We start from the raw sequence: 14,726 nt of genomic DNA, 5'->3' as shown, positions 1-14,726 counted from the left end.
ATGATGTTCCGTTTCATATTGTTATTCAGTCTTGCCTGCGCCATGCTGGCCAGCACTGCCCATGCCGCCACCATCCTGGTCTATGGCGACAGCCTTTCAGCCGCCTATGGCATCCCACGCGAGCAAGGTTGGGTAGCCTTGCTTGAAAAGCGCATTGCACACCAATATCCCGGCTACAAGGTCGTCAATGCCAGTATCAGCGGAGAAACTACCAGTGGCGGAGTCAGCCGTATTGCGGCTGCGCTCACCCAGCACAAACCCGATATCGTCATTCTCGAGCTGGGCGCAAACGACGGCCTGCGAGGCCTACCAGTCGACCAGATGCGCAACAACCTTGCCAGCATGATCAAATCCAGCCACGAAGCCAAGGCGCAAGTGCTGTTGGCAGGAATGATGATCCCGCCAAACTATGGCCCTAAATACACGCGAGAGTTCATTGCCAGCTATACGGAACTGGCAAAAGAATTCAACCTGCGTCTTGTCCCTTTCCTGCTGGAGGGCGTTGCCGGCAAGCCAGAGTTCACCCAGCAGGACGGCCTGCATCCCAAGGCCAATGCACAGGAAAAGATCCTGGAAAACGTCTGGAAGCAACTGGAGCCACTGCTCAAGCGCGACAAATCAACCTAATGCCTGAATGGTTCATCGCGGCTTGGCCGCAGCGGCTGCCAGTCGAGCATTAAGCCCTGCTCTCCAGGCTGTGCCCGCCAGCCGGCGGCCACCCCGACGCCGGGCACCAGCACGAGCTCATCCTCGATATAAATTAATGGCAGGCGCTCCCGCAGCCAGGGGGCAATGTCCGCCTCCTGAAAAAGTTGCTTGAGCGTACGGCTGGGGCGCCGGGCATCAAGCCTGAAACGTTCGCCACCGCTACGATAACGTATATCTAGCCTGCATCCCTGCCATCGTGATATGGCCAGCCCGTCTCCCATCACATGCCGGGCCATCAGCTGTCCGTTGGCCGGCAGCAACAGCCTATCGCCACCCTGCCAGCACAAGCCTGCAGGCTCTGGTACAGGCGGCTCAGCGCTCAGGCTGGCCCAGCCACGATATCGCCGCAGATAGGTGGACTCACATACCCGAATCTTGATGGCAGCCTGCCCTCCGGCGTGCAACAACTGCTGTAACATCTCCTGCAGGCGCGGCAATCCTGGCATCGGCAAGCCATGCGCATCCAGCCACCAGCGCAACAGGTTGCGCGCACGCTGGCTCGACAACATGCCCAGCCTGTCGACATTGACCTTGCCATCCACCACCATACCATCAGCATCCAGCGCTGCAAGCTCATCCAGCAGGCATGCCGCTTCAGCCAGATGTGCCGCCGAGCGTGCCAATGTACTTCGTACAGCAGGATACCGCTGCGCCAACACAGGAAACACCATATGCCGCAAGAAATTCCTGTCATAACGCGTATCCAGGTTGCTTTCGTCATCCACCCACTGCAGGCCGGCATGCTTCGCATATGCCTGAATCTCATCACGGGAAACATCGATCAAGGGGCGCAGCAGCCTGCGGGATGGATCGTGTATCGCCATGGCTGCCAGCCCTTTGGCGCCCGCCCCGCGCAGCAATTGCAGCAGCAGGGTCTCCGCCTGGTCGTCCTGGTGATGCGCCAGCAACACATAATCAGCGTCGTGGGACAGCAAGGCCGTGTAGCGCGCCAGTCTGGCACCCGCTTCTATACCCAGGCCTGACGACGTATCGACGCATATGCGCTGACAGTGGAATGCAATGCCCAAGCCCTGGCACTCTGCCGCACAGAAAGCCGCCCAGCGATCAGCATTTGGGCTCAGGCCGTGATGCACGTGCATGGCTTCGAGCAGGACACCATGCTGCTGACTACATTGTGCAAGCAGTTGCAGCAGCACACGCGAATCCAGCCCTCCGCTGAATGCGATCAGCAAGCGCTGCCCGGGCCGGGTATGTGTCGACAGGAATTTGTCTATGCGGTGCGCCAGCGCAGATGGCTGGCTGGACTGAACAGCGGAAGCACGGGCGTGCTGAGGATCTTCTGCACGCCCGGATGAAGGGTTACTTGACAGGGACTTCCTTGAACTTGCCATAGCTCATGAGGCGCTCATGGCGGGCCTCTAGCAAGTTATCGATGGACTTGACCTGCAAATGTGCCAGCTCGTCGGCCAATGCACGGCGCAGGTTCTGCATCATGTCCTCGGGGGCACGGTGTGCACCACCCATGGGCTCCGGCACGATACGGTCCACCAGACCCAGCGCCTTGAGGCGCGTAGCGGTAATGCCGAGCGTTTCGGCGGCTTCCGATGCCTTGTCAGCACTCTTCCAGAGGATGGACGCGCAGCCCTCGGGCGAGATGACGGAGTAAGTGGAATATTGCAGCATCATCAGGTGGTCGACCACACCCAGCGCCAATGCGCCGCCTGAGCCGCCTTCACCAATGATCACGCCGATGATTGGTACAGTCAGTTCCGCCATCACATACAGGTTACGCGCAATCGCCTCGGACTGGCCACGCTCTTCGGCTCCGATGCCTGGATAAGCACCCGGCGTATCAATCAAGGTGATGATCGGCAACCTGAACTTCTCGGCGAGCCGATATAAACGCAGCGCCTTGCGATAGCCTTCAGGACGCGGCATGCCGAAGTTCCGATACTGGCGCTCCTTCACGTCGCGGCCCTTCTGGTGGCCGATCACCATGACCGGCTGCCCCTCAAAGCGGGCGACGCCGCCGACGATGGCCGGGTCGTCTGCAAAGGCGCGGTCGCCATGCAGTTCCTCAAAATCAGTAAATATCCCGCGAATATAATCCAGGGTATAGGGCCGCTGGGGATGGCGCGCCACTTGGGAAATCTGCCATGCAGTGAGCTTGGCATAGATATCCTTGGTCAGTGTCTTGTTCTTTTGTTGCAGGCGCTCTATCTCTTCTGAGATATCCAGTGCGGAATCGTCCTGCACGTAGCGCAGCTCTTCGATCTTGGCTTCCAGTTCGGCAATGGGTTGCTCGAATTCCAGGAAACTGGTTTTCACGTTGTTGGTTTTGGCGTTCATAGGGCGTCAATTATAAAGTATTTTCACGTTTTCATCGCTGAGCCAACTCTTTAGCCCATGCAATAATTCATCTTGCAGCGCTACACGCCAATCATCGCCAAGCATGAGCTCGGCCTGCGCCTCATCGTTGTGGTAGGCTATTTTCACGGCACAACCCCGCCCTGCTTCCGGAGAACCGGCACTGCGGTAAGGAGAGAGCAGCGCGCGCAGCTTGCCCGCATCGGATTGGCCGTTGCAGCTCAGCTTGAGCAGGTTGGCATAGGCATTGCGCGCGCCAGCAATATCGGTCAGGCGGCGTGCATTGACGCGCAGTCCGCCCGAGAAATCGTCATGGCTGACGCGCCCCTCCACCACGAGCAGCTGGTCTTCCTTGAGCAGCGTAGCATGCTCGTTGAGCAGCTCTCCACTCACCACGATATCAACGCGTCCTGCCATGTCGTCCAGGGTCACAATCGCCATCTTGCCCCGGCCTGTCATGCGTATGCGCACGCCCATCACCACCCCTGCGAGTAGTTGCGGCTGATCGCTGGGCTTGAGGTTTGCCAGATTGCTCCGCACGAAAGTCGCGACTTCTTTCTGGTAATCGGCATAAGGGTGGCCACTGAAATAAAAGCCCAGTGCCGCCTTTTCTTCCTGCAGGCGCTGTTTCTCCGTCCATGGTGGCGTCTCAGGCAGTACATGCACGGCACTGTCGATCACCGAGCCAAACAGGCTATCCTGCCCGCTGGCCGCACCACTCTGCTCTGCAGCACTGATTGCCAGGCTCACGCCAGCCAGCAACGCGGCGCGGTTGGGCTCCAGCTTGTCGAAGGCGCCAGCACGGATCAGGGATTCGATCACGCGGCGGTTCACCTTGCGTAAATCCAGGCGACTGCAGAAATCGAACAAATCCTTGAATGGCCCGCCCTCCTGGCGGGCTGCCAGGATCAACTCGATCGCCGCCCAGCCCGTGCCCTTGATCGCACCCAGCCCGTAAAGGATCTGCTTGGCATTGATCGGCTTAAAACGGTATTCACTGGCATTGATGTCCGGAGGCAGCACTTCCAGGCCATTGAAAATGCAGTCGTCATAAAACAGATGGATATTATCCGTGTTGTTCATGTCGGCTGACATGGTGGCGGCAAGGAAAGCCGCCGGGTAATGTGCCTTGAGATAGGCGGTCTGATAGGCCACCAAGGCGTAGGCAGCAGCGTGCGACTTGTTGAAGCCGTAGCTAGCGAACTTCTCCATCAAGTCGAATAGTTCCCCGGCCTGCTTTTCAGAGGTGCCGTTCTTGACGGCTCCCTCGATGAAAATGCTGCGCTGCTTGGCCATTTCCTCAGGTTTCTTCTTGCCCATGGCGCGGCGCAACAGATCCGCACCGCCCAGGCTGTAACCTGCCACCACCTGGGCAATCTGCATCACCTGCTCCTGATAGACCATGATGCCATAGGTCTCCTTGAGGATGGGCTCGGTCGCAGGATGCGGATATTCCACGCGCTGCAGGCCATGTTTGCGGCGGCAGAAATCCGGAATCAGGTCCATCGGTCCGGGGCGGTAAAGCGCCACCAGGGCAATAATATCCTCGAAGACGTCCGGCTTGGCCTGCTTCAGCATGTCTTTCATGCCGCGCGATTCCAGCTGGAACACAGCCGTTGTGTTAGCCGCCTTGAGCAATTGATAGCTGGCTTTGTCGTCGATGGGCAATGTCTCGAAGTCGAGCGGCTCCAGGCCATGTTCTGCGCGCTGCAGGTTGGCACTTTCAAGCGCCATGGCCAGGATGGTCAATGTCCGCAGGCCGAGAAAGTCGAACTTGACTAGACCGACTGCCTCGACATCGTCCTTGTCGTACTGACTCACCACGCTTTCCCCACTCGCTTGGCAATAGACCGGGGAAAAATCAGAAATCTTCCCCGGAGAGATCAGCACGCCGCCAGCATGCATGCCAATGTTGCGCGTCAAGCCCTCCAGCCTCAGCGCAAGCTCCAGCAGCTCTGCCACTTCCTCTTCCTGCTCCCGCCGCTCCTTGAGCTGCGGCTCCTTCTCCAGTGCCTCGCTCAGGCTGATGCCCAGCTCGTTCGGGATCAGTTTGGCCACACTGTCGACGAAGGTGAATGGCAGGTCAAGCACCCGACCCACATCGCGGATCACAGCCTTGGCAGCCATGGTCCCGAAAGTAGCAATCTGGGACACGGCATCCAGGCCATACTTGCGCTTGACGTAGTCGATGACGCGGTCGCGGCCCTCCTGACAGAAATCGATGTCGAAATCGGGCATGGAAACCCGTTCCGGGTTGAGGAAACGCTCGAACAGCAGTGCATAGCGCATCGGATCGAGATCGGTGATCCCCAGACTGTAGGCCACCAGCGAGCCGGCGCCGGAACCACGACCCGGGCCGACCGGCACGCCGTTATTCTTGGCCCAGTTGATGAAGTCTGCCACGATGAGGAAATAGCCCGGGAACCCCATCTGAATGATGATATTGGTCTCGAACTGCAGCCGCGCCTCGTATTCCGGGCGCTTCGCCTCGCGCTGACCTTCGTCGGGAAAGAGCACCTTAAGCCGCTCTTCCAGGCCAGCCTTGGCCTGGGCAACCAGGTATTCATCCAGGCTTTCGCCATTAGGCGTGGGGAATTGCGGGAGGTAATTCTTGCCCAGCGTCAGGGTGAGATTGCAACGCTTGGCGATCTCCACACTGTTGGCAAGCGCCTCGGGAATATCCGCGAACAGTTCCGCCATCTGCGCCTGTGACTTGAAGTACTGTTCCGGGGTGAACAGCTTGGGGCGGCGATTGTCGGCGAGCACATAGCCTTCGGCAATACAGACGCGCGCCTCATGCGCCTTGAAATCGTCCGGCGCCATGAACTGCACTGGATGGGTCGCCACGACCGGCAACTCCAGCTCACTGGCGAGGGCAAGGGCGCTGGCGATATAGGCCTCCTGCTGGGGGTGGCCTGCTCGCTGCAGCTCAATATAAAAGCGCTGCGGGAACAGGGCGGCCCACTCCCCGGCCAGCGTCTGCGCCTGGCTGAAATTGCCTTGCAGCAAGGCTTGTCCGATGTCGCCTGCCATGGCGCCAGACAGGAGGATCAAGCCTTCGGTTCCGCCTTCGCGCAACCATTCACGCTTGATCTCGGCGCGACCACGGTACTGGTTATGCAGGAAAGCACGGCTCAACAGCTCGCACAGGCGCAGGTAGCCCACATGCGAATGGCATAACAGCAGCAAGCGGTAAGGCTGGTCACGCTTGGATTCGTTTTCCAGCCAGATATCGGCACCGATCAAGGGCTTGACACCTTTACCGCGGGCTGCCTTGTAGAATTTGATTGCCCCGAATAAGTTGCTCAGGTCGGTCAGGGCCAATGCGGGCATCTGGTCTGCCACCGCCTGCTTGACATAATCGCCAATACGCACGGTGCCATCGACCACCGAGTACTCGCTATGGCAACGGAGATGGATGAATGAAGGTTTCGACATACTGCCTGGATTTTACCTGATTCAGGCTCGCTTGATGCCAGGAGATTGCATCCGCACCCCTGCCCTTCACTGGTATCAGGCCAGCAACTGGCGCAACGTGGCCGCCAACTCTTCCTCCTGCACCGGCTTGCCGAAGAATGCGTCAACGCCCAGGCTTTTTGCCAGCGTCTGGTGCTTTTCCGCCGTGCGAGAGCTGACGATCACTAGCGGAATGTGGCGTGTGCGCTCGTCATCGCGCACATTGCGTGCAAGCTCGAACCCGTCCATGCGTGGCATCTCGATATCGGTCACGATCACCGCCGGCAGGGACTGCTGCATGGCCTGGAGGGCTTCCATGCCGTCCTTGGCCGTGACGACCTCATATCCCTCTCGCTCGAGGAAGCGCCCCAACACTTTGCGCATGGTGAGGGAATCATCCACCAGCAATGCCACCGGCTTGCCCAACGGCAACGGTGTAGCCGCTGTTACCGCCACATTCAGGCTGCCGGCCGACAAAGCCTCCCGATTGGCAAGCTGCAAGGGATTGATGATCAGCACGATACCGCCGTCCCCCAGCACAGTGGCCCCCACCATGCCGGGCACGCGTGCAAGTTGAGGGCCAATCTGCTTCATCACGACTTCCTGGTTGCCGATAATGTCGTCCACATGCAATGCGAGACGGTACTCGCCGCTACGCAACAGCATGACTGGCGTATAACGCTGGCTTTGCGCTACCGCCTGGGGGTCGCCACACAGCCTGCCCAGGAAATGAATAGGATAATCATGATCAGCCCAGCGCAACTTGCCATCCGTATAGGCAGCCGTCAATACATCCGGCTTCAGCTTCATCACCTGCTCCACCATCACCGCAGGCAATGCAAACTGGCGGTTGCCGTACCTGACCAATACCGCCTGCGACACGGAAAGGGTCACGGGCAGGAATATTCTGAAAATGCTCCCAACCCCTTGGGTACTGCTGACCTCGATACGCCCACCCAATGCCGTAATGTCGCTGCGTACGGCATCCAACCCCACTCCGCGGCCAGATATCTGCGACACGCTGCTCGCCGTGGTAAAGCCCGGCTCGAAAATCAGTGCCAGCAGTGCCTGGCTACCCACTTCCTGGCCTGGCTGCAACAAATGCATCGCCAATGCCCGATCCCGCACCTGGTCCAGATCAATCCCGGCGCCATCGTCACTGACCGTGAGCATGATTTCGTCATGTTGCTGGCTCACCTTGAGCGTGATGCTTCCTGCCACAGGCTTACCTTGTTTCCGCCGCACGTCGGGCGGCTCTATGCCATGCGCCACTGCATTGCGCAGGATGTGCTCAACTGCTGCGCCCATGCGGTGCAGTACGCTGCGGTCAATCTCGGTGTCGGCACCTTCGAGCGTCAGCTCAACCCGCTTATCGAGTTCGCGTGCGGTCTGACGCACGATACGGTGCAGCCGCTCCGTCACCAGGGAGAACGGCACCCGGCGCACATTCATGAGACCGTATTGCAAGTCACGGCTCATGCGCGCCTGATGCAGCAATGCGGCATCGGCCTCGTCGAGGTTGCGCAGCAGGCCCTGCTGAATAGTGGCGACATCGTTGACGCTTTCCGCCATCATGCGGGTCAGCTCCTGCAAGCGCGTAAAGCGGTCAAATTCCAGTGGATCAAAGGTCTCGTTCGATTCTTGCAGCAATGTCATGCGCGATTGCAGCTGGCTTTCTGCCTCGATTTCCAGCTCACGCAGATAACCGCGAAGACGCTGCAAGCTTTCGGTCAGGTCCGACGAGGATTGCTTGAATGCCTGCATTTCACGCTCCAGGCGTGAGCGTGCAATACTCACCTCACCCGCTTCGTTGATCAAGCGGTCCAGCGTATCAGCGCGCAGCCGCAGGTATTGCGTCCGCCGTTCCCGCCCGGAATGCTGGGTTGCCGACTGGCGGCCCGCCACCAATGTGGTCTGCCCTCCCAGTGCATCCTCGAGCAGTGCGCCTATATGATCCAGCGCTGCAAACATCTCGGCAAAGTCATCGGCCTGCGGCATCCGCTTCAAGGCACGCATCACCAAGTCTTCCATGCCATGCACCGCGTCACCCAGACTGCCTTGGCCCGCCATGCGCGCACTTCCTTTGAGCGTATGCAACGCACGCTGCAACATGTCTGGATGCTCAGCCTCATCGGGAGCTGCATGCCACGCGCGCAATTCGCCGCCGATGACGGGCATGAGGTCGCTCGCCTCCTCCACGAACAAGGCAAACAGCTCCTGGTCCACTGCTTGCGGTGAGACAACAGCCTCCTCAGTGGGTGCTTCTGGTTCGGGCTGCTCTGGGGCATGCCCCTCAGGCCCAGCATCGTGGGTATCCGTCCCAGCCTCCGGCAGGGACAAGGAGCCATCGACCAGGCCTTTCATGTTGGCCTCGGCCTCCAGCAGGCTGGCGACGACATCCTCAGCCTTGGCCAGACGCGGGGCCAATGGCACGACATTGCTGCCAGTAGCCGCATCAATCACTGGAATAGCCGCATCCTGCGCAGCCTTCTTGAGCGCACGCAGCAATGCTGTCGCCGCTCGCGACTGTTTACGCTCTCGCGCCTTGATCAGCATCTTTTCCAGCGTGCTGACGGCATTCTGCAGCAGGGTAACGGTCTGCTCCGTCCAATTGCCCTGATGTACATCCAGCCAGCTCTCCAGCGCACGTGCCAAGTCCGACATTGCCTTGAAGCCGGTGGAGCCGGCATTGCTTGCCAGGGTGTGGGCTGCCCTGCAGGTTTCCTGACCAGGCTTGAGCACAGGTTCGCTGCGATGCAGGACAAGCTGCAGCCAATCCTGCAATTGCTCCAGGTGTTGCCCTGCCTCCTGCAGGAATACTTCGAACAAGGCACGGCTGATCTTACGCGTGCCGCCGATCAGCACTTCCTCCGTTTGTCCCTTGGCTGGCAAGCCAGACATGCTGGATTCCAGCTCGTCAGCCCGCGACTGCCACAAGGCAGCATCAACCACAGGATGTTCTTTTCCGCGCAACGCTGCGACCCAGCCGGCGAAAGCAGCCGTCGCCTCTTCAACAAAAGAGATGATGGCAGTGGTGGGTGTCAGTTTGCGTTCGATCAAGCGGTTAAGCAGGGTCTCGACAATGGCTGCCACATTGCCGAGTTCGGCAAGGCCCACCGTCCGTCCACTGCCCTTCAATGTATGGAAACCTCTGCGCACCTCGACCAACGCCTGGTGGGCGGTAGCATTGACGCGCAATGTCTGCAAATGCTGCGCGACATTTGCCAACACCTCCTCGGCTTCGCTCAGATAGATGTCCAGCAGCTCGTCATCAGGCAGTCCAACCGCTGGAGTATCGGCGTCCGGAACGTTTGCGGTTTCGATGGGCTGTGCTGCCGGCCCAGCGCTTTGGACGGCCTGCAGCCTTTCCAGCGCATCCTTGAGCGCCAATGCCCCGCCCACCACATGAGGATATTGCTCAACATACATCCTGACCAGGCTCAGGCTGTCCGCCAACGACTCAAACACCTCCTGGCTCTTGGCAATCTGCCCCTGATGCAGCCCGCCAATCACTTCATGAGCAGTCGTCACCAAGCCCTTCACTTCAGACATGTCGAGCATATCCAGCGCACTGGAGACTTGTTGCAGCGGAGTGCCTACCTGCGACAGTGGAGCAACATCATCCGGCTGCCGGAAATAAGCGTCCAACAGCTGCTCTATTTCCTGGAGCGACGCAGCCGTTTCGCGCGCCAATGCCTGTTGCGCGGCCTGCTGCACGCCAGGCGCAGGCGCCAGTGTAGGCAACTCCCCCTGCAGCAGGGCTTGCAGGCGTTGCTGTTGCTTTTCCATTTCAAGTGCCGCCTGCTCCCCTTGCTGCCCATAGTGCTGCAATGCGTCGGATAACAAGGTCAAGGCAGATGCCACTTCGACCAAGGCAGCCTCCTGTTGAGGGTGGTTGCCTTTCTGCAGAGCGGCCACTTGGTCATACACGGCGGCAAACAGCTGCTTTACCGGTGCAGACGATAACGCCGGATAGGTGTTGAGGATACCCGCAAAGCGGGTCATGAATTGATCAAAGGCGCCGTCGCCTTCATTGGCATGCGTCCACAGCTCCGTCAGCGCATCCAGGGCCACCTGGCATTGCCTGATATATTGGCGCTCCTCGCCGTCTGGGACAAAGATTTCCCCTGAAGGGATCAGCTCATCCAGCTCGAACAGCGCCTTCACTTGTGCAATACGTGCGCTCAAAGGCTTGCTCACCGCGATGAAATACAACAAGTCGCGCAACAGGCCGCTTGCCGGTCGGCTTGCCCCCTCGCTGACGGAGCGCAATTCCTGATCAAGACGGCGGCACAGCCGCTTGATACCGGCATTCCTACGGTGCGATTCATCGGCCAGGGTGTCGGTGAATGCAACCGCCACCCACCACAAGGTTTTCTGGGCGGGGTGAGACTGTACAAGCTGCACTCGCTCCAGCGCAGCAGCCATGTCTTGCGGCGCCTCGGCATCCCCCTTCAGCCAGGCAAGCAGGGATTTCTGGAAGTGCGCGCGCTGCTCCTTGACAGTGGCTAGCAAGGCTGGGGAATCCAGTGCTTCTGTCGGGATATCCTTGGGAAGGCGCTGACTGATATCAGGGAAGAACAGTTCGGCGTCCTCAAACGCTGCACCATGGAAAGCTGCCAGCCTGTGCAGGGGCGGGGCAAGGCGCAGGGGTCGATCCGGTTCGCCGTTCATGAGGTCCTGCAGGTATTGCTGCAAATGCAGGATAGCGTAGCGTAGAGCATCCAGACATTCCGGCTCCAGGCTGAGCTCTGCCTTGTCCAGCTTGGAAACGACCGTTTCTATCTCGCTGCAATAGCGCCTGCACCCTTCCAGCCCGACCATGTCGAGCGCGCCATTGACTTGGTAGAGATGCGTCTTGGCGAAACGCAGCGGCGACAAATCGCTGGCATTGGTACTTAGCGCATCCAGCTGCATCAACACCTGCTCCAGGGCCTGGTCTATCTCCCCCTTGACCCAGCTCAGCGGGCCGATATCGAAATCTTCCACCAATATGTCCTAGTTGAGCTTGAAGCCTGCCACCGAAGCCCGTAACTCCTCCGCCAGGCTGGTGAGCTGTCCAATGGAACTGGCCGTTTTCCTGGTACCTTCCGAGGTCTGAGACGTAATATTCTGAATCTGCTGCATATTCATACTGACGGTAGCAGCGGCCTTGGTCTGCGCCTCTGTTGCACTCGAGATTTCCTCAATCAACCGAGCCAGGTTATTGGTCACATTCTCAATTTCGCCCAGCGCCTTGCCTGCCGCATCAGACAGGCGGGCGCCCTCCACCACGCCTTCCGTGCTTTTTTCCATCGCGGCCACGGCGCCATTGGTATCGGTCTGAATCGTTTTCACGATGGCACTGATCTGCTTGGTCGCCTCAGAAGAACGTTCAGCGAGGCGTTGCACCTCCTCCGCCACCACAGTAAAGCCGCGGCCAGCCTCGCCAGCAGATGCCGCCTGGATGGCGGCATTCAAGGCCAGGATATTGGTCTGTTCGGTAATGTCGGAAATAAGGTCGACGATCTCGCTGATCTCCTGGGAACTTTCGCCCAGGCGCTTGATGCGCTTCGAGGTTTCCTGTATCTGGGTGCGGATTTCGTTCATGCCGGCAATCGTATTCTGCACAGCCCTCGTGCCCTGGCTGGTCGCGTCCAGGGAGCGGCGGGCAACCTTGGAAGCCTCCTCCGCATTGCTCGACACCTGCATGATGGACTGGGTCATATGATTGACCGCCTCGCCCGTATCCGTGATTTGCTGCGATTGCAGCTCGGCTGCTTTCAACAGCTCGGCAGAGGTTTCCTGTGCCTGTGCCGTCGCCTGGTTCACTTGCTCTGTCGCGCGGTTGATTTCGGCCACCAGGTCGCGCAGGCTGTCGATGGTGTAGTTGATGGAGTCTGCAATCGCGCCAGTGATGTTTTCTGCCACCTCTGCCTTTACTGTCAGGTCACCGTCCGCCAGATCGCCCATTTCATCCAGCAGGTTGAGGATCGCTTCCTGGTTGCTGAGGTTGGTCCGCTCGATTTCCTCAAACCTGCTGCGCGCACTTGCAACCTGTTGGTAGCCGATGCGAATCAACAACGCCAGGGCAAGCAGACCTGCAATCACTGACAACGCCAGCCACCATCCTGCCTTGCCTTGATCAAGATAGGCTTGCCAGGCCTGGTGCGTTGCCTGTACGGCCAGATCGCTCTGTGCTGCCAGTTGCGCGAGCTCCCCGGATGCCAATGCCTGGCTGCGCAGCTCGCTCCAGACCTGCTCCAGGCGCAAAAGACTGCCGGTCACTTCGTCGCTTTGCAGCAAGGCTACCTGCTGCAATTCGCGCAACGCTGCCAAGCTGGCAAAAGCCTGGTCCAGCGTAATGCGCAGACGTTCGCTGGCGGTAGTTTCCCCGCCAGCGCTCAATGCGGCATCACGCGCCACCTGCTGTGCCGCCACCTTCAGGCTGGTGGCAATGTCGGCAAACTGATTGTTACGCACCACCTGCAATTGATTGAATAGCAATCCTAGCAAGGCGAGCACCATGGCTAGCAGCAAGGCCCCCACCAAGACCCGGCTGGCTTTTCCTACTTGTGGAGACGCCGTAGCCTGATCCTTGGTTTTTTTTCTCTTGAATAAATGATTGAGTCTCGCAAAACTTACTGCCATTACTATCTCCCTTTTCCGTCAGGCGGCAACCTGCAGGAATTCTTGCTTTTCAAGGATGAGGGCCATGTTCAGCTCCTCCCACAGGTGATGTTGATCGTCCTCATGCCGCGACGTGATATAGGATGGCCCATCAGCCACCATTTCCAGCGGCTTGAAATCCCCAAGACTTCTCAGCCCGGCCAGGCTGTCGATGAGAAAGGCAGCATTGATGTCAAAGTCATCATGCACCAGCATCAACCGGCTTTCGGCCGTCATGACGGCCGGCTGGTGCCTGCTCCCCAGAAACCTGGCCAAATCGGTGACTGCGTACAGGTTGCCGCGAATATTGCACATGCCAAGAAACCAGGGCTGTACCAGAGGCACGGCGTGGATTTCCGGTACAGGCAAGACTTCCTTAATATCCCGCAAGGCCACAAGGTATTGCTGCCCCCCGGCATGGATACCCAGCCTGGCATTGTCCGCCGCACCCGAGTCCGTCGCGACATGCTGCAGGCGCTCCAAGATACCTTGCTGATAAGCCTGCAGATTAATCCTCGGTCTGGCCACCTCAGCAAATCTCCGCAATCTTGGACAAAAGCTCGTCCGCATCCACAGGCTTGATGACACAATCCCTGGCCCCTTGCCGCAACGCCCACATCCGGTCGGTGGCCTGCTCCTTGCCTGTGCAGACAATAACGGGGATATGCGCAGTGTCGGGATTCCTGGATAAGGACCGCGTGGCCTGGAAACCATTGAGGCGCGGCATGACCACATCCATCAGTACCAAGTCCGGCATAGATGCGCTGACCTTCTCCAGGCAGTCCTGGCCATCTTCTGCCGTACTCACTTCAAAGCCAGCTTTCTGCAGGAGCTCGCTCAAGTACAAACGGTCAGTCGCCGAATCATCCACCACGAGGATTTTCTTGATCGTCATTTACTCTTGTTCCATGGTTAGCTCGCCCGGACTGTGCTGCCTATGCTGGCGCACAGCGTCGAGCAGGGCATTTTGCGTAAAAGGCTTTGTCAGGTACTGGTCGGAACCGGCCATGCGGCCGCGCGCGCGGTCAAATAAGCCGTCCTTGCTGGACAGCATGATCACGGGAATGGATTTGAAGCGGGGGTTGCGCTTGATCAGGGAACAGGTCTGGTAGCCATCCAGGCGCGGCATCATGATATCGACGAAGATCACATCGGGGGGATGGCTGGCGATTTTGGACAAGGCATCAAAGCCATCCTCGGCCAGAAATACCTCGCACCCCGATTGCCGGAGGAAAATCTCGGCGCTCCTGCGTATGGTATGACTGTCATCTATGACCATGACCTTCACACCAGATAGATCAGTATCCCCCACCCTTTATCCCCTGTATTGACAGGCTGCATTGAGCAGCAGGCTTAGCGCGGCTGACCCCCGGCAGCGGCACCCTGTCTTGTAAAGCTTTCGACAAGACGCCTATCCAGGAACGCTGCATTGAATGTTGTTAGCCACTTTGAGTTCAGCGCTCATGAAAAAGCGCCCGGTTTTCGCACCATTCTATCTACAGACTTCGACGCCGTGCAATACCGGTGCCATAAAAAGCAGGTTGTCAATCCGCGAACAAAAAGGTTAAATAACCTGCCTGCTAAGT

The 14,726-nt window shown here is 58.8% G+C and carries 9 protein-coding genes; 1 reads left to right on the top strand and 8 read right to left on the bottom strand.

Annotation, left to right across the window (positions count from 1 at the left end; translation table 11 throughout):
• Positions 1-627, top strand: a complete 627-nt coding sequence (locus MFLA_RS06395) for an arylesterase (protein WP_011479472.1) — start codon at positions 1-3, stop codon at positions 625-627.
• Here MFLA_RS06395 and tilS read toward each other — a convergent pair.
• From tilS to MFLA_RS06355, 8 genes are all read right to left on the bottom strand, one after another.
• Positions 624-2,060, bottom strand: a complete 1,437-nt coding sequence (gene tilS, locus MFLA_RS06390; protein ID WP_195742104.1) for a tRNA lysidine(34) synthetase TilS — start codon at positions 2,058-2,060, stop codon at positions 624-626. The two genes, MFLA_RS06395 and tilS, sit on opposite strands and share 4 nt — an antisense overlap.
• Complete coding sequence (locus MFLA_RS06385; protein ID WP_011479470.1) at positions 2,029-3,018, bottom strand: acetyl-CoA carboxylase carboxyltransferase subunit alpha; 990 nt, start codon at positions 3,016-3,018, stop codon at positions 2,029-2,031. Before MFLA_RS06385 ends, tilS begins: the two co-directional genes overlap by 32 nt.
• Positions 3,019-3,024: 6 nt before the next feature.
• Positions 3,025-6,474, bottom strand: a complete 3,450-nt coding sequence (dnaE, locus tag MFLA_RS06380; RefSeq protein ID WP_011479469.1) for a DNA polymerase III subunit alpha — start codon at positions 6,472-6,474, stop codon at positions 3,025-3,027.
• A 75-nt stretch (positions 6,475-6,549) separates the two neighbouring features.
• A complete protein-coding gene (locus tag MFLA_RS06375; protein ID WP_011479468.1) occupies positions 6,550-11,481 on the bottom strand; it encodes a hybrid sensor histidine kinase/response regulator in 4,932 nt (1,643 codons plus the stop codon).
• 9 nt (positions 11,482-11,490) lie between these two features.
• Complete coding sequence (locus MFLA_RS06370; protein ID WP_011479467.1) at positions 11,491-13,122, bottom strand: methyl-accepting chemotaxis protein; 1,632 nt, start codon at positions 13,120-13,122, stop codon at positions 11,491-11,493.
• Between the two features lie 18 nt (positions 13,123-13,140).
• Positions 13,141-13,623, bottom strand: a complete 483-nt coding sequence (locus MFLA_RS06365) for a chemotaxis protein CheW (RefSeq protein WP_048811591.1) — start codon at positions 13,621-13,623, stop codon at positions 13,141-13,143.
• A gap of 46 nt (positions 13,624-13,669) precedes the next feature.
• Entirely contained in the window at positions 13,670-14,035 is a 366-nt protein-coding gene (locus MFLA_RS06360; protein WP_011479465.1) for a response regulator, read from the bottom strand.
• Positions 14,036-14,419 carry a response regulator gene (locus tag MFLA_RS06355; RefSeq protein WP_048811885.1) on the bottom strand — a complete coding sequence of 128 codons (384 nt, stop codon included), beginning with the start codon at positions 14,417-14,419 and terminating at the stop codon, positions 14,036-14,038. It lies immediately after the preceding gene.
• Between the last annotated feature and the right edge of the window lie 307 nt (positions 14,420-14,726).

Source organism: Methylobacillus flagellatus KT, from assembly GCF_000013705.1.
Lineage (GTDB): Bacteria > Pseudomonadota > Gammaproteobacteria > Burkholderiales > Methylophilaceae > Methylobacillus > Methylobacillus flagellatus.
Note: the sequence above shows the minus strand (reverse complement) of the source record. Positions and strands in the feature narration are given on the sequence as shown.

Bases quoted from the DNA above. Each gene is read 5' to 3' on its own strand.
- MFLA_RS06395 (WP_011479472.1), top strand. From the start codon at position 1: ATGATGTTCCGTTTCATATTGTTATTCAGTCTTGCCTGCGCCATGCTG.
- tilS (WP_195742104.1), bottom strand. From the start codon at position 2,060: ATGGCAAGTTCAAGGAAGTCCCTGTCAAGTAACCCTTCATCCGGGCGT.
- MFLA_RS06385 (WP_011479470.1), bottom strand. From the start codon at position 3,018: ATGAACGCCAAAACCAACAACGTGAAAACCAGTTTCCTGGAATTCGAG.
- dnaE (WP_011479469.1), bottom strand. From the start codon at position 6,474: ATGTCGAAACCTTCATTCATCCATCTCCGTTGCCATAGCGAGTACTCG.
- MFLA_RS06370 (WP_011479467.1), bottom strand. From the start codon at position 13,122: ATGGCAGTAAGTTTTGCGAGACTCAATCATTTATTCAAGAGAAAAAAA.
- MFLA_RS06360 (WP_011479465.1), bottom strand. From the start codon at position 14,035: ATGACGATCAAGAAAATCCTCGTGGTGGATGATTCGGCGACTGACCGT.
- MFLA_RS06355 (WP_048811885.1), bottom strand. From the start codon at position 14,419: ATGGTCATAGATGACAGTCATACCATACGCAGGAGCGCCGAGATTTTC.